The organism is Variovorax sp. 10L421, from assembly GCF_056395365.1.
Map to the genome: position 1 here is coordinate 25,931 of NZ_JBFTJJ010000032.1, position 22,767 is coordinate 48,697.

The following is a 22,767-nucleotide window of genomic DNA, read 5'->3' on the forward strand; positions in this document are numbered from 1 at the left end:
GCGATCGTGCTCAAGCTGCCTGACGGGGCAGCACAAGGCCGTTCGGGATGGCAATGGTCTTGGGCTCCAGGAATGCTTCCATGCCGAAGATGCCAAACTCTCTGCCGATGCCCGACTGTTTGACGCCGCCGAATGGCGCGATCAACTCGGGCGTGATGCGATTGACCAGCACTGTGCCGGCGCGCAGCCGCGAGGCCACACCGAGGGCGCGCATCGGCTGCGACGAGAAGACGTAGGCCTGCAAGCCGTACACGGAGTCGTTCGCGATGGCAACGGCTTCATCCTCGTCGTCATAGCCGATCACCGAGAGCACCGGCCCGAAGATTTCCTCGCGTGCGATGTCCATGTCGTTGCGCACGTCGGCGAATACGGTGGGCCGCACGAACCAGCCCTTGTCAAGACCGTCCGGGCGGCCTTCGCCGCCGGCCACGAGCGTCGCGCCCTGCGCCAGACCGCGGCGGATGAAATGCTGCACGCGCTCGAACTGCGCTTTGCTCGCGAGCGGCCCGACGGCGGTGGCGGCGTCGCGCGGATCGCCCACGCGCATGGCGGTCACCGTGGCCTGCAGGCGTTCGATCGCCTGCGTCATGTGCACGTTCGGGATCAGCAGTCGCGTGCCGGCCACGCAGGCCTGGCCGTTGTTCATGAAGGCCGCGTTCAGCGCCATGGGCAACACGGCGACCAGGTCGGCGTCGTCCAGTATCACGGTGGCCGACTTGCCCGAAAGCGCCAGGCTCACGCGCTTCATGGTATCCAGGCCTGCGCGCGCAATGAGCTTGCCGGTCTGCGTGGAACCGGTGAACGAGATCTTTGCGATTCCCGGGTTGGTGGAGATCTCGTCGCCGACATCGCCGCCGCGCCCGAGCAGTACATTGACGACGCCGGCCGGCAGGCCCGCGTCATGCAATGCCTCGGTCACGACCTGCGCCTGCAGCGGGCCCAACTCGCTCGGCTTGACGACCGAGGCACAGCCCGCGGCGATGGCCGATGCCAACTTGCTGCAAATGCTTCCGGTCGTGCTGTTCCAGGGGGCGATGAGGCCGGCCACGCCGACGGGCTCCATCACCACAGTGGCGTCGCCCAAGCGGCGTTCGAAGACGTAGTCTTGCAGCATCCGTGCCGTGCTCGCGAAGCATTGCGAGGCGTAGTTGCTGACCCATTGCGAGCGGGCCAAAGGGCCGCCGTACTCCTCGATCGTGGCCTCGCAGATCTGGTCGGTGCGCGCCAGCACGGCCGCCTCGAGGCGCTTGAGCATCTCGATGCGCTGTGCCTTGGTGCTGCCGGCCAGCCCCGGCTGTGCCCGATTGGCCGCATCGATCGCTCGCTTCGCATCGTCGCGGTTCGCCAAGGTCACTGTGCCGATGACCTGCTCGGTTGCGGGGTTGACGATCTCCAGCCGCTCGCTGCCCTGTACGGGCACGAAGGTCCCATCGATGTATGCCTGATAGATGTTCCACATGGCTTGTATTCCTGTGCCCTGGAGGTGATTGCTCGACGACGGCGGACGCGACTCACCCGCGCGCGACGTCGATCACGGCCTTTGCGAAGGCCTCGGGTGCTTCCTGCGGCAGGTTATGGCCGATGCCGCCGCTCACCAGCCGATGCTCGTAGCGCCCCGAGAATTTCTTCGCATAGGCGCTGGGCTCGGGGTGCGGCGCACCGTTGGCGTCCCCCTCCAGCGTGATGGTCGGCACGCCGATCACGGGCGCCTTGGCGAGTCGGTCTTCCAGTGCCTGGTACTTCGCTTCGCCGTCGGCCAGGCCCAGGCGCCAGCGGTAGTTGTGCACGGTGATGGCCACGTGGTCGGGGTTCTCGAACGCGACGGCGCTGCGATCGAAGGTGGCCGCATCGAAGTTCCACTTCGGCGATGCGATCTGCCAGATGAGCTTGGCGAAGTCGTGGCGGTTCTTCTCGTAGCCCGCGCGGCCGCGCTCGGTCGCGAAGTAGTACTGGTACCACCATTGCAACTCGGCCTGCGGCGGCAGCGGGATCTTGCCGGCCTCCTGGCTGCCGATCAGGTAGCCGCTGACCGACACCAGCGCCTTCACGCGCTCCGGCCACAGCGCGGCCATGATGCACGCCGTGCGCGCGCCCCAGTCGCAGCCGGCAATGGTGGCTGACTGAATTTTCAGCGCATCCATCAGCGCGATGATGTCGACGGCGACCACCGACTGCTGGCCGTTGCGCGGGGTGTCGGCCGACAGGAACCGGGTGGTGCCATAGCCGCGCAGGTACGGCACGATCACGCGGAAGCCCGCGGCGGCCAGTTGTGGTGCGACGTCGACGAACATGTGGATGTCGTAGGGCCAGCCGTGCAGAAGAATCACAGGCGCGCCGTTGGCCGGACCTGCTTCGAAATATCCGATGCTGAGGCTGCCGGCGTCGATGCTCTTGAGCGGCTCGAGGCGTCTGACGGCGCCTGTGCCGGCAGATTGGGCGAAGGCGGGCACGATCGAAGTCAGCTGGACGGCAGCCACGCCGAGCGCCGCCTTGGCCAGGAAAGAGCGACGGGGCAACTGAGAGGAATCGGTCATTTGAAATTTCCTTGAATCCGAAGTGATTGATGAGCACCGGAATGGTGGTCAGCCGGATCCGCATGCGCTTCCGGACTGATGGGAAGATTGTTCGGCGCGCGGAGCGTCTGGAGCCCGGTTTGCGTATGCCTCTGTATCTGGGCCGGCTTCGTCAACACTAAATTTCAATCGGAGCATTCGCGCAGGCCAGTCGTTTGCAAAGTAAGCGGGTACTCGTTGCCACCAGGCGCGCACGGCCTTCACTGAGCCTTTCGCAAATTTCGCGCGAACAGGTGCTCGCACAGGCCTCGCAGCCAGCGGTTTGCCGGATCCTGGTTGTATCGGGCGTGCCAGTGCTGCTTGACTGTGAAAGGCGGCACGGGCACGGGGCAATCGAACACCGAAAGGCCGGTTGTCCGTGCCAGCGTCTCGCCGATCTGCCGCGGCACCGTGGCGATCAAGTCGGTGGTTGACACGATCGCGGCCAGACCGAGAAATCCCGGGAGTTCCAGCAGGATGCGTCGCACCACGCGGTGACGCTGCAGCGCGGCTTCCAGCAACTGAACGCCAGTTCCACCGGAGATGCCGACGTGCGCTTCGGCCCGGTATTCGCGCAAGCCCATGCGCTTGCCGTTCACACGCGGATGCTTGGCGTTGACCAGGCACACCCAGTCCTGCGGATAGAGCACCTGTTGGAAGAAACCTGACTCGAGCCAAGGCACAAGGCCGATGGCCAGGTCGGCTTGGCCCGATTGCAATGCCGGCCCGGTCTGCTCGTCGATGCGTGCGGCCTCCAGGACGATGCCCGGCGCAGCCGCGCGCACATGCGCCAGCAGTTGCGGCAGCAATGTGATGTGGCTCGCATCGGTCATGCAGATGCGGAAGCGCCGCGTGGCGCTGGCCGGCTCGAAGGCCGGCTCGGGCGCAGCGACACGACGCAATGCCGCCAAGGCTTCGCGTACAGGAACGATGAGTTCCGTCGCGCGCGGCGTTGGCTGCATGCCGTCGACCGTGCGCACGAAAAGTTCGTCCCCGAGTTGCTTTCTCAAGCGGCCGAGCCAATTGCTCACGGTCGGCTGGCTCTGCCCCATCTGCTCACCCGCGCGCGTCACGCTGCGTGTGCTGTAGACGAGGTCGAACAGGCACAGCAGCTTGACGCTGACCATGCCGGTCCCCGTATCCGTCGGATAGTCGTCCGCTTCCATTTCAAAACGGAATGTAGACCATTTCATCCATGTCATTGGCGACATGGACTGAAAAAACTATCGTTGTGTCATTCCATCAGGAGACACGCATGAAGATCTACTTTCTGGGCGCAGGCGCCCTCGGATGCGCCATCGGGGGCACCCTCGCGGCGGGTGGCTCCGATGTGACGCTCATCGATCCGTTCCAGGCCCACGTCGACGCCATCCGACGCGATGGCCTGCGCATGAAGGACGGCGACAACGAGCGCATGGTGAAGGTGCGTGCCGTCACCAGCGTCGAAGGTTTGCCTCCGGCCGATCTGGTGATCGTGCTGGTCAAGTCCTTCCATACGCGTGCAGCCATCGAGGGCGCGTTGTCCGTCGTCGGTCCGGACACCGCCGTGATGTCGCTGCAGAACGGAATGGGGCATGAAGACATCCTGGCGGAGGTCGCCGGCGCGGAGCATGCGCTGGCCGGCAAGACCTATGTCGGCGGCGTGTTCCTCGGGCCGGGCCACATCATCGCGGGCACACGCAACAAGCGCACGGTGATCGGCGAACTCGATGGCCGCATCAGTGCACGGGCTGCGGCCATTGCCGCCGAATTCGAACGCGCTGCGCTGCCGTGCGAGGTCAGCGACAACATCACGGGCGTGATCTGGGACAAGCTCCTCATCAACGTCTCCACAGGTGCATTGAGTGCGATCACGGGGCAGGTGTACGGCAGCCTCTACGCAGTACCGGAGATCGAAGCTGCAGCCCTTGCAGCAGTGGGCGAGGCAATGGCTGTTGCCGAAGCGGGTGGAGTGAAATTGTCCATCGACACGCCGCGCGACGCCTGGATGATGGCTGCCGAAGGGCTTCCTTACGAGTTCAAGACCTCGATGCTGCAAAGCCTGGAGAAGGGTTCCATCACCGAGATCGACTTCATCAACGGCGCCGTTGTGCGCGCGGGCCTGAAACACGGCGTGCCGACCCCCGTGAATCAGACGCTGGTCGCTGCCATCAAGGGCATCGAACGCCGTATGGAGGCGAAATGACCCGTCCGCGCGCTTACGTCGAACATGTCGCCATCTGGGTGGCAGACATCCATTGGCATATCCGGTTCTTTCACGATGTCTGCGGCATGACGATGCGCGAGGTGCAAGGCACCGTCGAGGAGCCCATCCAATACTGGACGCTCGGCGGCATGCAGTTCATGGCCAAGCCTGACTACGCCGGACCCGAGGGCCGCCTCGGCCACATCGGCGTGATGTGCGAAGACCTCGAGGCCGCACTCGCCGCTGCACAAGCCTTCGGCGTCACCGAGATGCCGCAAGGCCGCAACTGGCTGCGCCTGCCGGATGGCCTGGCCGTCGAATTCATCCAGGCCAGCGCAGGCACCGTGGCCCGCGCGCTTGCCATCGATCCACGCGCCTGAACCTTTCAATCCAGGAGAGACACCCATGACATCACTGACCATCGAAGACAAGTATTGGGACGACGCCGTCGTCGGCGCCACCTGCGTCAGCCCGCCCTACGAAGTGACGGAGGCGCGCGTGATGGCTTACGCCGACCTCAGCGGCGACCACACCCCCGTGCACACAGACGAGGCTTATGCCCGCATGACGCCGTTTGGCACCCGCGTGGCACACGGCCTGTTCGGCCTGTCGATCGCCGACGGGTTGAAGACCAGGAGCGACATGCGCTTCATGCCCGGCATGTCGCTGGGCTGGGAATGGAGCTTCGTTGGCCCGATCAAGCTGGGCGACACGGTGCGAGTGAGGTTCCACGTGGGCACCAAGCGCGAATCGAAGAGCAAGCCGGGCTGGGGCATCCTCGTGCTGCCGTCCGAACTGATCAACCAGCGCGATGAGGTCGTGCAGAAGGGCGAGCACCGCGTGATGGTGCCAAGGAGGCCGGCATGAGCGCGTCGTCGCAACAAGGGCTGCCGCTGGCTGGCATGCGCGTCATCGACTACAGCCACTTCCTGGCCGGTCCGTATGTGGGGCGCTGCCTCGCCGCACTGGGTGCGGAAGTCATCAAGGTCGAGCGCCCGGGGTCGGGCGACGCAGGCCGCCAGCATGCCTGGTTCGTCGGTGACCACAGCGGCTACTTCCTGCAGCAGAACATGGGCAAGAAGGGGTTGAGCGTCAACACCAAGGATCCCCGCGGCCGCGCACTGATGAAGAAGCTCGTCGACAGTGCCGACGTGTTCGTCGAGAACTACCGGCCCGGTGCACTCGACAAGCTCGGCCTGGGGTATGCCGAACTGGCCGAGACCAACCCCGGCCTCGTCTACTGCTCGATTTCGGCCTACGGACATACCGGCCCCGACTCGCACCGCGCCGGTTTCGGCCTCATCGCCGAAGCCAAGAGCGGGATCATGCAGATGGTCGGCAATCCCGGTGAAGCGCCGCCTCTGCTGCGGATCTCGCTAGGCGACATGTACACCGGCATCCATGCGGTGGCGGCCATCAATGCGGCCCTCCTCGGTCGGGTGAAGTCCGGGCGCGGGCAGCACATCGACATGGCGCTGTACGACACGTTGGTGTCGATGCACGAATACGCGGTGCAGTGCTACACGCTGTCGGGAGGCAAGGAAGTACCGGTGCAGACAGGGCACGACATGCCCAACTCGACGCTCTACGGCGTGTTCCGCGCGCAGGACGGCGACGTCGTCATCGCGGCGCAAGTCGACGACGCCTGGAAGAGGTTCGCTGCGTTGGTGGAACAGACAGGTGGCCCGGCAGGCTTCGGCACCGACACGATGTTGCATACCTCGGCGGGTCGCAACGCACAGCGCACCGGCATCCTCGAAGTGGTGAAGCCCTGGGTATCGGCAAGACCGGTGGCGGCACTTCTGAAGATGCTGGACGGCATCGACGTGCCGGCCGCGAAGGTCCAGCGCATCGACGAAGTGCTGGCCGACCCACAGATCCAGGCGCGCGGAATGGTGGTCGAGCAGGACCACCCGGTGCTCGGAAAGATCCGCCTGCCGAACCTGCCTTTCCGCATGTCGGGCGGCGATACCTCGATCATGCAGGTCGCGCCCGAGTTGGGCGAGCACAACGCGGAAATCGCAGCCAGCCTGGGTTTCGACGCCGCACAGATCGCAGACATGCAGGCCGACGGCGTGCTTTACAGCGCATAAGGAGCTTCTCGAGATGACCGACAAGTACGCCGTCATCGGCAACCCCATCGGGCACACGAAGTCGCCCTACATCCACGGCAGTTTTGCAGCCTCGACCGGACAGGACATCGACTACAGCGCGATCGAAGGATCTCTCGATCACTTCGCCGACGATCTGCATGCATTTCGCAGCGCTGGCGGACGCGGCATGAACGTGACGGCGCCGTTCAAGCTTCAGGCCTTTGCCTTGGCCACGGAAAGGCTTGAACGCGCGCAACTTGCAGGCGCGACCAATGCACTCAAGTTCGAGGGTGACCGCATCGTGGCCGACAACTTCGATGGCCTGGGGCTCACCAATGACATCCAACGCAACCTTGGCTTCGCGCTCAAGGGGGCGCGCATGTTGGTGCTCGGCGCAGGTGGTGCGGTCCGTGGCGCACTGCTTCCGTTTCTCGAACAGCGACCTGCGGTGCTGGTGCTCGCAAACCGTACGCAGGGCAAGGCGGACGATCTTGCAAGGCAGTTCGCGGCTCACGGCAAGGTCGAGGGATGCGCCTACGGCGATCTTTCGGGCGAAAAATTCGACATCGTCATCAACGGCACCTCGGCCAGTCTCAGGGGCGAGTTGCCGCCCTTGCCGGTCGAGGCCCTGCAGGGCGCGCGCCTGGCGTATGAACTGGCCTACGGCAAAGGGCTCACTCCCTTCCTGCGTTTGGCGCAAAACGCCGGCGTGCCAAGGCTGGCCGATGGTGTCGGCATGCTGGTCGAGCAAGCCGCGGAAGCCTTCGCATGGTGGCGCGGCGTGCGCCCCGACACCCGCGCCGTGATCGACCGCATGACCATTCCCTTGGTCTGACAGCTCATTTCGGAGACGCATCATGAAGATCCTCATGCTTCACGGCATCAACCACAACATGTTCGGCAAGCGCGATCCGAAGCAGTACGGCACGACAACCCTCGAGGAAATCGACCAGCGGCTGCAAGCTCTGGGCAAGGAGCTGGGTGCCGGGATCGAGAGCTTTCAGACCAACAGCGAGGGCGAGATGTGCGAGCGCATCCATCGCGCCTTCTCGGAGGGCGTGGACGCAGTGCTCATCAATGCCGGTGCATGGACGCACTACAGCTACGGAATCCGCGATGCGCTGGCAATTCTGACGGTGCCCGTGGTGGAGGTGCACATGTCGAACATCCATGCGCGGGAGAAGTTCCGCCACCACTCGGTCTTCGCAGAGATCGTGCGGGGACAGATCTGCGGTTTCGGCGTAGACAGTTATGAGTTGGGGTTGCGCGCAGCCGTTTCCGCTGCGACGCCAGCGCAGAACTGATCCTCAACTTGTGCGGGAAGCGGAGGTCGGCTTTGCAGCAGCGGAAGCCGACCTCCGGCCGCCTGCGGCGAGTGCCCGGTACCGCGCGTGCAGGAGCTGAACGGCCTTGCCGAAAGCGGTTCTGCACGAAGGCAGACTACCCAGCGAGTACGCTCCAGCGACAAGGATGCGCGCCGATGCGCGGCCCATCCCCAGGCCCCTCGGGAATCCGTCGATCCAGGCTCCTGCGCCGTGTGCGCGGCACTGGCGCGCAGCGGTGGCGCGGCTTCAGGGCCCCAGGCGGATGTTCGCGTCCTTGATGATCTTCGCGTAGATGGCGGCGTCCGCCCGTACCACCACCTTCTGGAACGCTTCGGGCTTGCCGCCCGGCCACCTGCAGGTCCAGCGCCTCGATCTTGGCACACCGCGGGTGCCTCGCGGCAATGGCAGCACTGCTCCCGGCGATTGGCGAAAAGCGTCAGGCGGCTGCGTTGCACGGCCTCGGGAGGTCGCTGAGATATTCGACTCCGACCAGGGCAGCCAGATCATGAGTGCTACAAGCGCAGTACATGCGACACAACGAAATACAAGCAGGATCGAAGTTGCCTTCACAGTGCATTCCCGCGATCTCCGGCGTCTTGCGAAGTCGCCTCCGACCGCCATCTCAGACCGCTCTTCGGTCACTCACCGAAGGGCAATCGGAGCACCGTTGTGTCATTGCTGAAATCGAACACCGCCTTTGTCGATCCGCTTTCTGGCCACAACCGCCCCGAGAGGCTGTGGAAAGCAGAAAAAAGCAAGCCATATTCCTGCACATGGGTCTTACCCGATGCACGGGACAAGGACACTTTTTGGTTAATGCCCTGTAACGCCATTGAAGTCGATGGCTCGCATCGCGATGCGTGCCGGCTTCCTGGAATGCTGGCGGCAAAACGAGAACGTTCATTGATCAAGCGGTGCACGCACCGAGGGGCGCCGGCTCCCGCATGCAACCGTACACGAATGCATTCACGCATGCATTCAAGCGAATCTGGCTGGATGACAGCCGACCACTACTAGAGGAAATGATTCAACTGAGCAGACTTGTCGAAGAACAACTTCGCCACCGCGCGCACCTCAGCGCGACGGGCCAACATTTTGGCCGAGCTTGCCCCCTCCGAATGACGTTTTCGGCGACGTCAGAAGGGCATGTCATGTTCACACGTTACGCCATCCGCACGCTGCTTTGCATTGCTGCCGTCCCCGCCATCTCCGATGAGTCGGCGCCCACTTATGATCGCGTGTTTCTGAGCAAGACCGAGATCGAGAGCACCTTGATCGGCAAACCCATCGTTTCAAACAATCTCGCGACCGGCATGGTCTCGAGCTGGCAGTTCTACGCCGACGGCCGCGTGGACTTCGCCAACCGGAGCGGCCCCGGCCGAGCGTCGGGCAAATGGTTTCTCAACCCCGATGGTGCGATGTGCGTGACGATGATTTCGCGAACCGGGTGCCGCTACTGGTTCAGGATCGAAAAGGACGGCGCCCTCGCGAACGCCAACACCAGGGAACCGAATGCGCCTACGGTGGCCGAGATACGGTTCGAGTAACGGTACGAAGCGACAACCCCCAAGCCAGGTACGCGACGTCTCCGGGCCTCGGCGCCAGCGGATCGAGCTCCTTGCTGGCGAGCCAGGAATACACCGGCAGCACGCGGTCGGCCAGAGAGGCGGTCAGGCGTGCGCGGGCTCGCCCTTGGGCCTGGGCGCAGGTGCGGAAGACGCCACGCCGAGCCCCTGGTAATAGTGGCCGACCTTGGTGGCGAGGAACTGCCCGAGCGGCACCTGCTCCTGGCCGACGAAGCCGAGCGCGGGAAGCTTGCCTTGCCGCAGCAGCTCGAACACGCCGACGACGCCGGCGGCGGTGGTCAGCTCGATGGCGGTGCGGTCCTTGCCGCGCAGCGGCGCTCCGAACACCCGCGCGACGCGCGTCTCCTGCTCGAAGCGGCCGTCGCGACGGCCCGAGGCCGAGGCGAACAGGATCACCACGTCTTCGCGGCTGTGCGGAACGGCATGCTCCAGCACCTGGCGCAGCAGGTCGCGGCGCTCGATCAGGCGCAGGTCGTGCAGCAGGAAATTCATCGCGTCGCAATGGCCGGGATAGCGGATGGTCTTGTAGTCGAGGTTGCGCACCTTGCCCGCGAGCGTCTCGCACAGCGTGCCCAGGCCGCCGGAGGTGTTGAAGGCTTCGAAGGCCTCGGCGTCGAGCGTGAAGGTCTCGTGCCCTTCCATCGGCTGCACCGACACCAGCTGGCCGTTCACGATGGCGTCGCACGGGTTGCAGTACTCGTTGATGACGCCGTCGATGCTCCAGGTGAAGTTGTAGCGCAGGCTGTTGGTGGCATTGCGCGTGAGGGCGCCCACGCGCAGGCGCAGGTCGTAGAGTTCGTCGAAGCGGCTGGCAAGATAGCCGCCGAGCATGCCGATCACGCCGGGCGCCAGGCCGCTCTGGGGCATGAGGACCGAGGTGGCCGTCTTCGATATGTCGCGGATGGCTTTCGTCGCCGCCACGTCCTCGGTGAGGTCGAAGTAGTGCACGTCGCATGCCGCCGCTTCGGTGGCCACGCGCTGCGCGAGGAAGAACGGCAGGCAGTTGATCACCACCGAGTGCGCGCGCAGCGCGGTGCGCAGGTATTCGTTGTTTTCGACGTCGAGCGCAATGCGCCGCACCAGCGGGTCGCTTTCATCGTTGCGGCCCGGTCTCACGTCGGCCAGCGTCACGGGCAGGCGGTGGTACTCCGCGATCATGTCGGCCACGGTGCTGCCGACCTTGCCGGCGCCCAGGACCAGCACATTTTCGATCTTCACTTTCGTCATTTCATTTCTCCTGCGGGGCACCGTTGCCCTGTGAAAAGAACTGTAGAAGCGAGTCTTGACGGATGGTAGAGAGCAGATCGGCGAAAGGGCTGAACGCTTCGTCGTTTCGACGACGCGGTTCGTCAGGTTGGGCGCTTCCAATCTCGATCTCGAATGAGTGCTCCTTGTGATCCTGCTTGCCCAGCCGCTGCTCGAGGCGATTCAACGTCCGGCGGCCGCAGGCGGAGTTGATTTCGACGAGGCACTCGACGGCCGCGACGCGGCCGCCTCGGCCACCAGCCAATCGCGAAACGCCTGCACCAGGCGATTTTCGGCGGCGACTTCCGGCACCACCACGTAGTAGGCCCGCTGCGTCAGCAGCGCCTCGCGGAACAGCACCACCAGCCGGTCGGAGGCCAGCTCTTCTTCGATGAGGAACTTCGGCACCAGCGCAACGCCGAGGCCATTCGCCGCCGCTTGCGCGAGCATGGCGAAGTGCTCGAAGCGCGGGCCGCGCATCGCATGCGCGGCGCTCACCTTGACCTGCTCGAACCACTCCGACCACTGCATGGGGCGCGACGACTGATGAAGAAGGCACTGGCCCGCAAGGTCCTCGCGCGTGTGGATGCCGCTGCGGCGCTTGAACTCGGGGCTGCACACCGGGACCACGCTCTCCCCGAGCAGATAGTCGCAAGAAGCGCCCGGCCAGAAATCGGCGCCGAAGTGAATCGCCGCGTCGAAGGGCTCGCGCGCGAAATCGAAGGGCTCGGTCCGCGCTGCGAAGTTGACCGTCACGCCCGGATGCAGCGCGGCAAAACGCTTCATGCGCGGGATCAGCCATCGCGTTGCGAATGTCGGGAGCACCGCGAGGTTGAGCACCTCTCCCATCCCGCCCATGGTCACCACGCGCTGGGTGGCGTTGGACACGCTGTCCAGGCCGCCGCGAAGCTCGGCCGCATACACGCGGCCGGCTTCGGTGAGCACCACGCGCTGCCGTACGCGATGAAAAAGCGCCGTGCCCAGTTGCTCTTCCAGCAGCTTGATCTGCCGCGAAATGGCGCTCTGCGTCAGGTGGAGTTCCTGCGCGGCTCGAGAGATGCTGGCGTGGCGCGCCGCGCTTTCGAAGGCCAGCAGCTGGCCCATGGGGGGAAGAAATTCGCGTCTGAACATGATGACTAAAACGTAAGATCGCTAGCGTAATTCTCTAATAAGGCGTGGCAGATGACGGCCCGCGTTGATTCCAGTTTGACATGAAATTGTTCCGGCTTCTCGCTGTCCATCGATCGCTGCGTTGACGATGGTGATGCTCCCGACACCGGCGCCCGGGCATTCGCTTCGCGCGGGTCACAATCCACTCATTTCCGCTGCAGGGGCTGCCATGGACCAACGACTCGACGACCTGGACCGCCATCTGTTGACGCTGCTCCAAGCCAACGCCCGCGAGCCTGCCGCCAACCTCGCGCGCAAGCTCAAGATCGCACGGACCACCGTGGTCGCGCGCATTGCCCGGCTGGAGCGCGAGGGTATCGTCTCGGGGTATGGCGTGCGCCTTGGCCAGCGGCTCGAACAGGCCGTGGTGCGAGCCTTCTGCGGCCTCAGCGTCAATGCGAAGGGCGCCCCCGCGACCATCAAGGCGCTTGAGCGGTTGCCCGAGGTGGAGGAGGTATGGGCCGTGAGCGGCCAGTTCGACTACATGGTCCTGCTGCGCTGCGGCACTCCTGAACAGCTCGACAAGCTCCTCGACCAGATGGGGCAGATCGACGGCATCAACCAGACGCACACCTCCATCGTGCTGAGCCGCAAGATCGACCGCCGCAGCACGGTGGAATGAATGAATGGCCAGCCCCACGGACATGACCCGCAATGCCGGCGCCTTCCTCGGCGTGCTGATGCTCGACACGCGCTTTTCGCGGCCGACGGGCGACATCGGCAATCCCGAGACCTTTTTCCGCCATGGCATTCCGGTCCGGTTCCATGTGGTCACTGGCACATCGCCCGAGCGCATCGTGAAGCAGGCCGACCCTGCGCCACAGGGCGCCGCGTACACGACATCGAGACGCTGCTGGCTACGCGATGGGCGAGCCGGGCTGGAGGGCGAACTGCGCCAGGAGTCAATTTTTCCTGCGCTTATAGACAAGTCCATCGCGGAAAAATCGATTTTGTGATTATTCTCTCGCCCGAAAACCGAGTGAAGGGAGGGCGGGGCGAAAGAGGAAATATCGGGCACACCCTGCAATGGCTGTGATTCCGGTGCCGGATCGAAAACAGATCGCGGACCTCGATCGCCCTGCTGCGCGATGATTTTCAACCGATGGTCGACGCTGCACATCGAGCCGAAGCGCCGAGCGGAATTCTGGCGCGAGGCGGGCCAGAAGGCGAAGACGCCGGTGACCCCGAACGTGCCGTGGCCCGACGATTTCGAAGCCACGCTCACGACGCGCGGCTTCGAGGAGCTGGCGCTCAACCATGTGCAGGTCTGCTCGCCGCATGACGTCGAGTGCACGGCCTCGGACCTGGCACGCCTCGAACGGCCGTTTCTCTTCATCGATCTCTATACCTCGGGGAAATGCGACGTCCTGCAACTCGAACGAGGCATGCAGGCGGCGCCGGGGCAGCCGTTCCTGATCGACGGCAGGCGTGAATACCGGCTCGACCATCGGCAGTCGGTCAGCATGCTCGCATTGGCCATACCCATTGCGGCGCTGGGTCCTCACGCGAGTGCCGTTGAAAGCCTGATTGCGCGCCCCCAGCCACAAAACGCCGCACTCCACCTTCTGGCCGGCCAGATGCGCATGCTCAGCGCGTGGCCGCATGCATTCGAAAAGGCCGAATCCGAGAGGCTGTCCGATCTGCTCGTTGGAGCCGTGCATGCTGTTCTTCTTGGCGCAAGGGAAGGGGAGCTGACGACGGTTCGCAGGGAGCGCAGCTTCTTCAGGCGCAAGGTGCGGCAGGTCGTCGAACAGATGTATGCCGATCCCGTCCTGAATCCCCAGGTCGTCGCCGAGAAGCTGGGCATCTCGGTGCGCAGCCTGCATGCGCGGATGGCCCAGGACGGAATGACTTTCGGCGCCGAGCTGATGGCGCACAGGCTGGAGCGGGCCCATGGCCTGTTGCGAGGAGCCCGGCGCGGCAGCGCCACGATCGGCGAGATCTGCGCCCGCTGCGGCTTTGTATCGGCTGCGCATTTCTCACGGCGTTTTCGAGCTCGTTTCGGCATGGCGCCGAGCGCGGTCATGGCCGATGGCGAGCGTGAATGCGCGGTGGGACACGCGGAATGCGCTGCCGAGCATGAGGAGCCGGTGGCTCAGCCTCAAACGTATTCATGCTCGCGTCCTCCCCGCGACCCATCGTCTGCGGAACCCAATCCGGGATGACGCATCCGCGATGCAGCCTCCGGCTGCTTGCCCCCTACGAAATGACCAGACCACACAACCATCACCGCGGTTCTCCGGCCAACTGCTCACAGGAACCCTTGCGATGAATATCAAGGAAATCTACGCCCAGTTCAGGGCCCCCGTCCGAAGAGGGGCGCGGGTGGAGTTTCAGGGGAAGCCGGGAACGATCACCAAGGTGTATGGCCTGGCCGTGCGCGTCCGGCTGGACGGAATGACTCTTTCCAGGCCGTACCTCCTGAGTGAATTGCAATGGCTGGATCAGGAGGCTCAGCAGCCCCAGGCAGGCGGCGAACCGAGCCTGGCCTGAACGGGCGCCGCCAGCGGCGAGCTGCCTATCGCAGCACCAGCACCGGAACGTGCGAGTGCGTCAGCACATGCAGCGTCTCGCTGCCCATCAGCAGGCGCGCCAGGCTGCGTCGCCCGTGCGAGGCCATCACGATCAGGTCGCACTGCTGGTTCTTCGCGGTCGCGATGATGGCCTCGGCGACCTGGTTCGACTTCATGACGATGGCCTGCGCGTTGCGAACCCCCTTGCCGAGCGCGAGGGCTGCGACCCTGTCGACCAGGTGCTGCGCGGCCTGGTCCGTCTGCGCCTGAGAGGCCTGGATGTCCCGCTGGCTCAGCATCATCGAGCCTTCGAAGTAGCCGACGGGCTCGATGTGCGCGACGGTGACGCCCACCAGTTCCGCATTGGTCAACAAGGCCAGCTCGATGGCGGTATTGACTGCTTGCTCCGACAGCGCAGAGCCGTCGGTCGGGACAAGAACACGCTTGTACATGGCACGCTCCTTGGCCCCCGGCACCGCGGGTGCCCTCATGCTTCAGTCTAGTTCGCGATTGCGGCCATGCAAGGGCACCGTCAGCCCCCGCGCTCCGGCCACCGATGCCGCGTTCCCCCCGAGCGGCGGTCCGCCTTCTCCGCGACCACCCCCTGTGCAAGCAACTGCACTCCACGCTGTTCCAGATGCCGCAGGCACTGCAGGAAGATGTCGAGGTGCGCAGGCTCGATGCCTTCCAGCAGTTCCGTGTTCAGCTCTGCGATCCGCGGAAACAGCCGGCCGAACAGTTGCCGGCCCGAAGCACTCAGCTGCACATGCACCTCGCGCCGGTCCTGCGAGTCCTGCCGCCGCTCCACCAGCTTCTTCTCGACCAGGCTGCGCAGTCCGCGCGAGGTGCGCACCCGGTCCAGGTGCAGGTGCGTGGCGAGCGTCGACGAGGTCATCTCGCCCTCCTGCGCGAGCGTGGCGACCATGCCCCACTCGCGGCGCGTGATGCCGAAGCCCCCTTCGACCAGGCGGGTCGCCATGCCGCTGCCTGCGCGCACGGCACGCGACAGCCGGTACAGCAGCAGATCGTCCAGGGAGCGGGGCGAGCGCAACGCTGCTGCATCGGGAAAAGCTTGTTGCATAGGAATGACGGAAGGGAGAAGGGGCAGGAAATGTGGTTCGCCCGCCTCGGCGGACGGATAGTGAATTAGATCAACTGTTTGTGTATGTGTATAAACCGGTAACAAATTTGAACGAATGGAAACAGTCCGGGCGCGCGATTTTCGCCGTGAAAACCGTGCGCGCCCCCCGTTCACGACAACTGCCCGCAGGAGAACCGATGCCCGTATTTCTTTCCAGGCGCAAGCTCATGGCGTGGGGCGTCGCCCTGGCCGCTTGCGCCCCCTTGGTCCATGCCCAGGCGCCCGCCGCGCTCGAGGGCGGACCGCTCACGCTCGTGGTCGGCTATGCCGCGGGCGGCAGCACTGACCGCATCGCGCGACTGATCGCCGAGCGGCTGACGCCGAAGCTCGGCATCCAGGTGAGCGTGGAAAACCGTCCGGGCGAGGGCGGCCGGCTCGCGGCCAGGGAAGTGAAGCGCGCCCCCGCGGGGCAGAACGTGCTGATGCTCGGCAACCCCGCCGTGATGGTGGTCGCGCCGCTGGTGTTCAAGGACGCGGGCTACGATCCCGACAAGGACTTCGTGCCCGTCTCGCAAGTCAGCAGCTACGACTTTGCGCTGGCGGTCGGCAACAAGCTCCAGCTCGACCGCGCGATGTTCCTCGTGGGCCGGCTCTGGGCGCACCCTGAAGAGGCGGTCTTCGGCGTGCCGGCCACGGGCAGCCTGCCCCACTTCTTCGGCCTGATGGTGGGCGATGCGCTGAGCGTGCAGCCGGAGATCAAGGGCTATGGCGGCTCGGCGCCGCTGTCAGCCGACCTGAGCGGCGGCAGCCTGCCGATCGCGATCGACACGCTCGACTCGCTCTATCCGCAGCACGTGGCCGGCAAGATCCGCATCCTGGCCACGTCAGGCAAGAAGCGCGCGAGCTTCGCGCCCAACGTCCCCACCTTCCGCGAAGCCGGCATGAAGATCGATGCCGACGGCTGGAACACCTTCTTCGCGCCCAGCACGATGGCGCCCGCCAAGGTGCAAGTGCTGTCCAACGCGATTCGCGACGTCATGAAAGACCCGGGACTGCAGAAGGCGGCCGACGCGCTCTACATCACGTCCGTGGTCAGCAACGCGGCCGAGACCGCGCAGATGCTCAAGAACTATCGCCAGCAATGGGAGCCGGTCGTGCGCCGCTCCGGCTTTCATCCTTGATACTCCCCCAGGCTTCGCGCACTTCGTGTCGCTTCGCCTACCCCCTCGCCGGGGGCGACACCTGCGGCCCGGCAAAGCTGGTTCCGCGGTGCCCCACGAACAGACCGGCCGTGCTTGCTTTCAGGCTGCTAGTGCGCGCATCTCGGTGATCAGGTCGGCCTTGCCCTCGAAGCCGATGCCCGGCAGCGGCGGCAGCGTGACGTGGCCGTTCTGTACCTTCACGCCGTCGGGGAATCCGCCGTAGGGCTGGAACAGGTCGGGGTAGCTCTCGTTGCCGCCGAGCCCGAGGCCGGCCGCGATGGCCAGCGACATCTGGTGGCCGCCGTGCGGAATGCAGCGCGAGGGCGACCAGCCGTGTGCCTTCAGCATCTCGAGCGTGCGCAGGTACTCCACCAGCCCGTAGCTCAGCGCGCAGTCGAACTGCAGCCAGTCGCGGTCGGGCCGCATGCCGCCGTGGCGGATGAGGTTGCGCGCGTCCTGCATGGAGAACAGGTTCTCGCCCGTGGCCATGGGGCCGGCGTACACCTCGCCGAGCTTGGCCTGCAGTTCGTAGTCGAGCGGGTCGCCGGCCTCCTCGTACCAGAACAGCGGGTACTGCGACAGCGCGCGGCCGTAGTCGACGGCCGTCTGCAAATCGAAGCGGCCGTTGGCGTCCACCGCGAGCTGCTGGCCGGGGCCGAGGATCTTCAGCACCGACTCGATGCGCTCGCAATCTTCGGCCAGCGTGGCGCCGCCGATCTTCATCTTCACCACCGAGTAGCCGCGCTCCAGGTAGCTGGTCATCTCGCGCTGCAGGCCTTCCAGGCCCTTGCCGGGGTAGTAGTAGCCGCCGGCCGCGTACACGAACACGCGCGGGTCCGGCGTGCCGGTGCCGTAGCGCTCCGCGAGCAATTGGTACAGCGGTTTGCCGGCGATCTTGGCGGTGGCGTCCCACACGGCCATGTCGATGGTGCCCACGGCCACCGAGCGCTCGCCGTGGCCGCCGGGCTTCTCGTTGATCATCATGCGGGCCCAGATCCTGTGCGGATCGAGGTTGTCGCCGGTCTCGTCGAGCAGCGATGCCGGCTCGGCCTCCAGCAGGCGCGGCAGGAAGCGCTCGCGGATCAGCCCGCCCTGGCCGTAGCGGCCGTTGGAGTTGAAGCCGTAGCCGACGACGGGCTTGCCGTCGCGGATCACGTCGGTGACCACGGCCACGAGGCTCAAGGTCATCTTCGAGAAGTCGATGTAGGCGTTGCGGATGTCCGACTTGATGGGACGGGTGGACTCGAGGATGTTGACGATTTTCATGGTCGGTGGTTCTGGGGAAGAAAGAGGAGACAGGTCAGCGGTGCAGCGACGATCCGCCGCAGATGGCGATGTCCTGCCCCGTGATGGCCGCCGCGGTCGGCGACAGCAGGAAGGCCGTGAGCGCGGCGATTTCCTCGGGCTGGATCAGCCGGCCGATGGGCGGCAGGCGCGGCGCACTGCCCGCGCGGGCCGGGTCCTGCAGCATCGAGGTCTGCGTGGCGCCGGGCGACACCACGTTCACGGTCACGCCCTGCGCCGCGACCTCCGCGGCCCAGCTGCGCGCGAGCGCGATCAGTGCCGCCTTGGTGGCTGCGTACTGGCCGCGGCCGGGCAGGCCCTGCGCGACGCGGCTGCCGACGAACACGACGCGGCCGCAGCCGCGCGCGGCCATCGCGGGCACGAGCGCGTCGGCCAGCCGCGTGGCCGCGTCGACATGCAGGCGCCACATCAGCTCGCCGCCTGCGTGGTCGAGGGCGCCCAGCGGGCCGACGCGCAGCACGCCGGCCGCATGCACGAGCGCTTGTGCGTCTTGCAAGTCGCCCGTCGCACGGTCGATGGCGCCGGCATCGCACAGGTCGACGGCTATATGCACGAAGCGCGCGTGAGACAGCGTCGGCGCGGCGAGGTCGAGTCCGCTCACGTGCCAACCCGCCTCCAGCAGGTGGGACGCAATGGCGCGGCCGATGCCGCCGCTGCTGCCCGTTACCACTGCGTGCGGGGCAGCTTCATTCGACATGGATGTTGCCCTCCACGATGATCTTCTTCGAGCGCGCCATGTCGTCGGCCTGGAACTTCACGAAGTCTTCGACGCTGCCCGGCGTCAGCAGCAGGCCCTGCGCATTCAGCGTCTCGCGCATGTCGGTGCCCAGCGCCTTGTTGACCTCGGTGTTCAGCCGCTGCGTGACGGCGGCCGGCAGCTTCGCCGGACCCCACAGGCCGTACCAGCTGTAGAACTCGTAGCCCGGGATGCTCTCGCCCACAGTGGGCACGTTCGGCAGGCTCGCGGCGCGCGCGGCCGAGGTGACGGCGATCACCTTCAGCATGCCGCTTTTGTGGTACTGCAGCGAACCGAGGATAGGGTCGATGAAGCCGTCGATCTGCCCGCCGATCAGGTCCTGGAACGCGGGCGCGGTGCCCTTGTACGGCACGATCAGGTAGTCGAGACCGCCGCCCGCGCGCTTGAGCAGCTCGGTCGACAGGTGGCCCGCCGATCCGATCGAACCCACCGCGAAGGTCATCTTGCCGGGGTGCGCCTTGGCATACGCGATGAGCGACTTCACGTCGCTCACCGGCAGGTTCTTGTTCACGGCCACCGACAGCGGCGCCTTCGCCACCAGCGCCACCGGCGTGAAGTCCTTCACCACGTCGTAGGGCACGGACTTCATGGTCATCGGCGCGGTGGTGAAGGTCGAGGCGTTGAACAGCAGCGTGTACCCGTCGGCCGGCGCCTTCGACACCACGTCGGCACCGATGATGCCGTTGCCCCCGGCGCGGTTCTCCACGATGAAGCTCTGGCCCGTCTGCTCGCCGAGCTTCTGCGCCAGCAGGCGGCCGATGGTGTCGAGCGTGCCGCCCGGCGGAAACGGGATCACCATGCGCACCGGGCGGCTGGGCCAGGTCTGCGCGAAGCCGGTGGTGGACGCGGCGGCCAGCGCGAGGGCGGCCAGCGCGGTGCGCAGGAAATGATTGCGTTGCATGTCTCTTGTCTCCTTGTGGTTTTCATCGGGGCACCGCGGCCCCGTGGGCTCAGCGCTTCGAGAGGCCTGCCTGCTCGACGGCGGCGCGCAGCGCATCCATCTCGCGTGCATTCGGCGCCTCGGTGGGCGGACGCACGGTGGCGTTGTCGAGCACGCCGGCCAGGAACATGCCGCCCTTCATGCGCGCATGCGCCTCGCCGGTCGGCTCGCCGCCGCCGTACACCGCGTCCTTCAGCGGCGTGATGAGCGCCTGCACCGCCATCGCCTTCTTCAGGTCGCCGGCCTTCACGGCGTTCCACAGGTCGATGATGAGTTGCGGTATGAAGGTCGCGAAGCCGACCAGCGCGCCGTCCACGCCTTGCACCATCGAGGCCAGCAGGTATTCGTCGTGGCAGGTCAGGATGGCCTTGGACGCATCGGCTTCGCGGATCGCCTGGATGTCGCGGGCGTACTTGTTCATGTCGCGCTGGCCCACCTTGAAGGCCTGCAGGTAGGGCAGGCGGGCCAGCTCCGCCAGCAGCTGCGACGAGTACGAGGCGCGCGTCCAGGCCGGATACACATGGCAGACCAGGTCCAGCTCCGGCGCGGCGCGGTGGATGGCCTCGAAGTACTGCAGCGCATGGCCGGGCGTGAAGCCGAAGCGCAGCCAGTGGTGCGGCGGCATCACGTCGAGCGCCACCGCGCCTGCGGCCTGGGCGGCGCGGGCATGCTCGGCGGCCTCGGCCAGGCCTTCGCACACGATGGACGAGATCACCGGCATGCGGCCGCGCAGCTCGTCGGCCACGATGCGCGTCACCTCGGCGCGTTCGGAAGGCGTCAGCGAGAACACTTCGCCGGTGTGGCCGTTGGTCATGATTGCCACCACGCCGTCATGCCCCGCGAGCCACGAGGCCAGCTTGCGCAGCGCGGGTTCGTCGATGCGGTGGTCGGCCGTGAAGGGGCAGGAAATGGCGGGAATGATCCCGCGATAATTCGCGATGGAAGGCATGCTGTGTCTCCGTGGTGGTTCAAGGTGCAGGAATGAGGTGCATCTTTTGCCGGCGGGGCATGGGCCGTCCAATACTCGAATCGCATACAACTATTCAACCGACCGCGCTGCGCATGGGCCCTGGCAACCGACCGCTCGACCTGGAATGGCTGGAAGATTTCCTGGCCCTGGCCGAGTCCGGCAATTTCTCGCGTGCGGCACAGGCGCGCTCCATCGCGCAGCCCGCGTTCAGCCGCCACATCCGTTCGCTGGAGGAGTGGGTCGGCGTCGATCTGTTCGATCGCAGCGCGCACCCGACGGCGCTCACGGCCGCGGGCAAGCGCTTCCAGCCCTTGTTGCAGGAAGTGCTGGCCGGCCTGCAGGCCGCGCGCATCAAGGCCCGCGCCGCGCACGACCTCGACGCAGCCAGCCTGAGCTTCGCAGCCACGCACGTGCTGTCGCTGACCTTCTTCCCGCGCTGGCTCGGCACTGTCGAATCGCGCCTGCACACGGGCCCGATCCAGACCGTCTCCGACAGTTCGTACGCCTGCGAAGACCTGATGCTGCAGCGCCGCGTGCAGTTCGTGCTGTGCCACGGCCATGCGGGTGCGCCGGGGCGGCTCGACGAGGCGCAGTACCCGGTGCAGCGGTTGAGCGAAGACGTGCTGGTGCCGGTGTCCGCGGCGGACGCGAAGGGCGCGCCGCTGCACGTGCTCGGCACGGGCCGGTCGCCCTCCGTACTGGCCTACAGCGAGGCCTCGGGCCTGGGGCGGATCATGCGGGCGATCCAGGACAGCGAGTTCGGCAAGGACTTCGCCGCGTCGCTGTCGGTGGTCTTCACAGCCCACCATGCCGCGCTGCTGCGCACCATGGCGCTCGAGGGCCGCGGCCTCGCTTGGCTGCCGATGAGCCTGGTGGCGGAAGACCTGCGCAGCGGCGCGCTGGCCGATGCCGGTGCGGGCGGCTGGCGCGTGCCGGTGGACATCCGCCTGTACCGCCAGCAGGCGCAGATGGCGCCGGTGGCCGAGGCGCTGTGGAAGCTGGTCAGCGAGGGTGCCTCAGCTACCTGAGCCGCTGCTGCCAGCAACGCTTGAAACTGATATGGCTTGTTCGGGGGACACCGTGGATCCGGCTTTGCCGGGCCACCGGTGTCGCCCCCGGTGAGGGGGGTGGCGCAGCGACACGAAGTGCGCAAAGCCTGGGGGAGGTCTAGTTCGCGCAGCGCGCTTCCAGCACGTCGAGGAACGAGCGGTCCCAGCGGCCCTCCTTCATCGCAAGGATCGTGCGCGCTTCCGTCTCCAGGTGCGCACGGGCCTTCTCGATCAGCAGCTCGGCCTCGTCGGGCGAGAAGGCCATCAGGCCGTCCTGGTCGCCCACCACGATGTCGCCCGGGTTCACGATCATGCCGCCCACCGACACCGGCACGTTGATCTCGCCGGGGCCGTCCTTGTACGGGCCGCGGTGGTTCACGCCGCGCGCGTACACCGGGTAGTCGCGCTCGCGGATCTCGGCCACGTCGCGCACGGCGCCGTCGAGCACCAGGCCCACGGTGCCGATGGTCGCGGCATAGAACGACAGGATGCCGCCGATGACCGCGTTCGTGACATCGCCGCCCGCGTCGATCACCAGCACGTCGCCGGGCCGGCAGAACTCGAAGGCGCGCATCGGTGTGAGGTTGTCGCCGCCGCGCGTCTTCACGGTCACGGCCGTGCCCGCCATGGTCTTGTGCCCGGGGCGGTGGTACGGCTGCAGGCCCACGCTGCCGATGTTGCGGTGCATGTTGTCGCTGAGCGCAGCCACCGGGATGTCGTGCAGCGCGGCGATGATGTGCGGCGCCACCTGCGGGGCCGACGGGTTCTTGCGGATGGCTTTGTAGGGCATGGGT

27 protein-coding genes are annotated in these 22,767 nt (G+C 66.0%); 13 read left to right on the forward strand and 14 right to left on the reverse strand.

All coding sequences use genetic code 11. The features are described from left to right. Positions 1 to 10: 10 nt before the first annotated feature. From AC1DFC_RS26915 to AC1DFC_RS26925, 3 genes are all read right to left on the reverse strand, one after another. A complete protein-coding gene (locus AC1DFC_RS26915; RefSeq protein WP_478180349.1) occupies positions 11 to 1,459 on the reverse strand; it encodes an aldehyde dehydrogenase family protein in 1,449 nt (482 codons plus the stop codon). A 52-nt stretch (positions 1,460 to 1,511) separates the two neighbouring features. Continuing rightward, positions 1,512 to 2,534, reverse strand: coding sequence for an alpha/beta fold hydrolase (locus tag AC1DFC_RS26920; RefSeq protein ID WP_478180350.1), 1,023 nt, complete (start codon positions 2,532 to 2,534; stop codon positions 1,512 to 1,514). A 239-nt stretch (positions 2,535 to 2,773) separates the two neighbouring features. Further along, entirely contained in the window at positions 2,774 to 3,718 is a 945-nt protein-coding gene (locus AC1DFC_RS26925; RefSeq protein ID WP_007828953.1) for a LysR family transcriptional regulator, read from the reverse strand. 89 nt (positions 3,719 to 3,807) lie between these two features. Here AC1DFC_RS26925 and AC1DFC_RS26930 point away from each other — a divergent pair, with 89 nt between their 5' ends. From AC1DFC_RS26930 to aroQ, 6 genes are read left to right on the forward strand one after another with little or no spacing between them, the layout of a single operon-like run. Next, positions 3,808 to 4,737 carry a ketopantoate reductase family protein gene (locus tag AC1DFC_RS26930; RefSeq protein ID WP_478180351.1) on the forward strand — a complete coding sequence of 310 codons (930 nt, stop codon included), beginning with the start codon at positions 3,808 to 3,810 and terminating at the stop codon, positions 4,735 to 4,737. Further along, entirely contained in the window at positions 4,734 to 5,117 is a 384-nt protein-coding gene (locus AC1DFC_RS26935; protein WP_007828955.1) for a VOC family protein, read from the forward strand. Before AC1DFC_RS26930 ends, AC1DFC_RS26935 begins: the two co-directional genes overlap by 4 nt. Before the next feature lie 34 nt (positions 5,118 to 5,151). After that, positions 5,152 to 5,604 carry a MaoC family dehydratase gene (locus AC1DFC_RS26940; RefSeq protein WP_042672752.1) on the forward strand — a complete coding sequence of 151 codons (453 nt, stop codon included), beginning with the start codon at positions 5,152 to 5,154 and terminating at the stop codon, positions 5,602 to 5,604. After that, positions 5,601 to 6,830: a CaiB/BaiF CoA transferase family protein gene (locus AC1DFC_RS26945; protein ID WP_478180352.1), complete on the forward strand. Its 1,230-nt coding sequence runs from the start codon at positions 5,601 to 5,603 to the stop codon at positions 6,828 to 6,830. The genes AC1DFC_RS26940 and AC1DFC_RS26945 overlap by 4 nt, the downstream gene beginning before the upstream one ends. A 13-nt stretch (positions 6,831 to 6,843) precedes the next feature. Further along, positions 6,844 to 7,665, forward strand: coding sequence for a shikimate dehydrogenase (gene aroE, locus AC1DFC_RS26950; protein ID WP_478180353.1), 822 nt, complete (start codon positions 6,844 to 6,846; stop codon positions 7,663 to 7,665). Between the two features lie 22 nt (positions 7,666 to 7,687). Beyond that, positions 7,688 to 8,134: a type II 3-dehydroquinate dehydratase gene (gene aroQ, locus AC1DFC_RS26955; protein WP_007828976.1), complete on the forward strand. Its 447-nt coding sequence runs from the start codon at positions 7,688 to 7,690 to the stop codon at positions 8,132 to 8,134. Between the two features lie 267 nt (positions 8,135 to 8,401). On the opposite strand, the gene AC1DFC_RS26960 is transcribed toward aroQ, so the two are convergent. Then, positions 8,402 to 8,536: a hypothetical protein gene (locus tag AC1DFC_RS26960; RefSeq protein WP_272943553.1), complete on the reverse strand. Its 135-nt coding sequence runs from the start codon at positions 8,534 to 8,536 to the stop codon at positions 8,402 to 8,404. Between the two features lie 770 nt (positions 8,537 to 9,306). On the opposite strand from AC1DFC_RS26960, the gene AC1DFC_RS26965 reads away from it, so the two are divergent. Further along, positions 9,307 to 9,702 (forward strand): hypothetical protein, encoded by a 396-nt coding sequence (locus AC1DFC_RS26965; protein ID WP_478180354.1) that lies wholly within the window; start codon positions 9,307 to 9,309, stop codon positions 9,700 to 9,702. 123 nt (positions 9,703 to 9,825) lie between these two features. Here AC1DFC_RS26965 and AC1DFC_RS26970 read toward each other — a convergent pair whose 3' ends face one another. From AC1DFC_RS26970 to AC1DFC_RS26980, 3 genes are read right to left on the reverse strand one after another with little or no spacing between them, the layout of a single operon-like run. Next, a complete protein-coding gene (locus AC1DFC_RS26970) occupies positions 9,826 to 10,968 on the reverse strand; it encodes a saccharopine dehydrogenase family protein (RefSeq protein WP_007828980.1) in 1,143 nt (380 codons plus the stop codon). 1 nt (position 10,969) lies between these two features. Then, on the reverse strand, positions 10,970 to 11,173 hold the full coding sequence (locus tag AC1DFC_RS26975; protein WP_042672740.1) for a hypothetical protein: 204 nt from the start codon (positions 11,171 to 11,173) through the stop codon (positions 10,970 to 10,972). Next, on the reverse strand, positions 11,170 to 12,117 hold the full coding sequence (locus AC1DFC_RS26980; RefSeq protein WP_042672741.1) for a LysR family transcriptional regulator: 948 nt from the start codon (positions 12,115 to 12,117) through the stop codon (positions 11,170 to 11,172). The genes AC1DFC_RS26975 and AC1DFC_RS26980 overlap by 4 nt, the downstream gene beginning before the upstream one ends. 208 nt (positions 12,118 to 12,325) lie before the next feature. Between AC1DFC_RS26980 and AC1DFC_RS26985 the strand changes: the two genes are divergently transcribed. The 4 genes from AC1DFC_RS26985 (at position 12,326) to AC1DFC_RS27000 (ending at position 14,649) form a co-directional block, all read left to right on the forward strand. Continuing rightward, the gene (locus AC1DFC_RS26985) at positions 12,326 to 12,778 is read left to right on the forward strand and encodes an Lrp/AsnC family transcriptional regulator (RefSeq protein ID WP_413333509.1); all 453 of its coding nucleotides are present in this window, start codon (positions 12,326 to 12,328) and stop codon (positions 12,776 to 12,778) included. 4 nt (positions 12,779 to 12,782) lie between these two features. Next, positions 12,783 to 13,112, forward strand: a complete 330-nt coding sequence (locus AC1DFC_RS26990) for an aspartate/glutamate racemase family protein (protein WP_007828986.1) — start codon at positions 12,783 to 12,785, stop codon at positions 13,110 to 13,112. Between the two features lie 132 nt (positions 13,113 to 13,244). After that, positions 13,245 to 14,321 carry a helix-turn-helix transcriptional regulator gene (locus tag AC1DFC_RS26995; RefSeq protein WP_478180355.1) on the forward strand — a complete coding sequence of 359 codons (1,077 nt, stop codon included), beginning with the start codon at positions 13,245 to 13,247 and terminating at the stop codon, positions 14,319 to 14,321. 103 nt (positions 14,322 to 14,424) lie between these two features. Further along, complete coding sequence (locus AC1DFC_RS27000; RefSeq protein WP_007828990.1) at positions 14,425 to 14,649, forward strand: hypothetical protein; 225 nt, start codon at positions 14,425 to 14,427, stop codon at positions 14,647 to 14,649. A 25-nt stretch (positions 14,650 to 14,674) separates the two neighbouring features. Here AC1DFC_RS27000 and AC1DFC_RS27005 read toward each other — a convergent pair whose 3' ends face one another. Together AC1DFC_RS27005 and AC1DFC_RS27010 are read right to left on the reverse strand one after the other, a co-directional pair. Beyond that, complete coding sequence (locus tag AC1DFC_RS27005; protein WP_007828992.1) at positions 14,675 to 15,121, reverse strand: universal stress protein; 447 nt, start codon at positions 15,119 to 15,121, stop codon at positions 14,675 to 14,677. Between the two features lie 80 nt (positions 15,122 to 15,201). Then, positions 15,202 to 15,750, reverse strand: a complete 549-nt coding sequence (locus AC1DFC_RS27010; protein WP_007828994.1) for a MarR family winged helix-turn-helix transcriptional regulator — start codon at positions 15,748 to 15,750, stop codon at positions 15,202 to 15,204. 197 nt (positions 15,751 to 15,947) lie between these two features. Here AC1DFC_RS27010 and AC1DFC_RS27015 point away from each other — a divergent pair, with 197 nt between their 5' ends. Beyond that, positions 15,948 to 16,931, forward strand: coding sequence for a tripartite tricarboxylate transporter substrate-binding protein (locus AC1DFC_RS27015; protein WP_413333513.1), 984 nt, complete (start codon positions 15,948 to 15,950; stop codon positions 16,929 to 16,931). A gap of 120 nt (positions 16,932 to 17,051) precedes the next feature. Here the strand turns inward: AC1DFC_RS27015 and AC1DFC_RS27020 are convergent, their stop codons facing one another. Genes AC1DFC_RS27020 through AC1DFC_RS27035 form a run of 4 tightly spaced genes read right to left on the reverse strand, consistent with a single transcriptional unit; the run spans position 17,052 to position 20,903 of the window. Continuing rightward, positions 17,052 to 18,218, reverse strand: coding sequence for a mandelate racemase/muconate lactonizing enzyme family protein (locus AC1DFC_RS27020; protein WP_413333515.1), 1,167 nt, complete (start codon positions 18,216 to 18,218; stop codon positions 17,052 to 17,054). A gap of 34 nt (positions 18,219 to 18,252) precedes the next feature. Beyond that, positions 18,253 to 18,954: an SDR family NAD(P)-dependent oxidoreductase gene (locus AC1DFC_RS27025; protein WP_413333517.1), complete on the reverse strand. Its 702-nt coding sequence runs from the start codon at positions 18,952 to 18,954 to the stop codon at positions 18,253 to 18,255. Continuing rightward, the gene (locus AC1DFC_RS27030; protein ID WP_413313979.1) at positions 18,944 to 19,915 is read right to left on the reverse strand and encodes a Bug family tripartite tricarboxylate transporter substrate binding protein; all 972 of its coding nucleotides are present in this window, start codon (positions 19,913 to 19,915) and stop codon (positions 18,944 to 18,946) included. The genes AC1DFC_RS27025 and AC1DFC_RS27030 overlap by 11 nt, the downstream gene beginning before the upstream one ends. Positions 19,916 to 19,964: 49 nt before the next feature. Then, on the reverse strand, positions 19,965 to 20,903 hold the full coding sequence (locus tag AC1DFC_RS27035; RefSeq protein WP_007829002.1) for a dihydrodipicolinate synthase family protein: 939 nt from the start codon (positions 20,901 to 20,903) through the stop codon (positions 19,965 to 19,967). A gap of 113 nt (positions 20,904 to 21,016) precedes the next feature. Here AC1DFC_RS27035 and AC1DFC_RS27040 point away from each other — a divergent pair, with 113 nt between their 5' ends. After that, complete coding sequence (locus tag AC1DFC_RS27040; protein ID WP_007829003.1) at positions 21,017 to 21,952, forward strand: LysR family transcriptional regulator; 936 nt, start codon at positions 21,017 to 21,019, stop codon at positions 21,950 to 21,952. A gap of 139 nt (positions 21,953 to 22,091) precedes the next feature. Here the strand turns inward: AC1DFC_RS27040 and AC1DFC_RS27045 are convergent, their stop codons facing one another. After that, positions 22,092 to 22,763, reverse strand: a complete 672-nt coding sequence (locus AC1DFC_RS27045) for an RraA family protein (protein WP_413333519.1) — start codon at positions 22,761 to 22,763, stop codon at positions 22,092 to 22,094. Positions 22,764 to 22,767 lie beyond the last annotated feature (4 nt).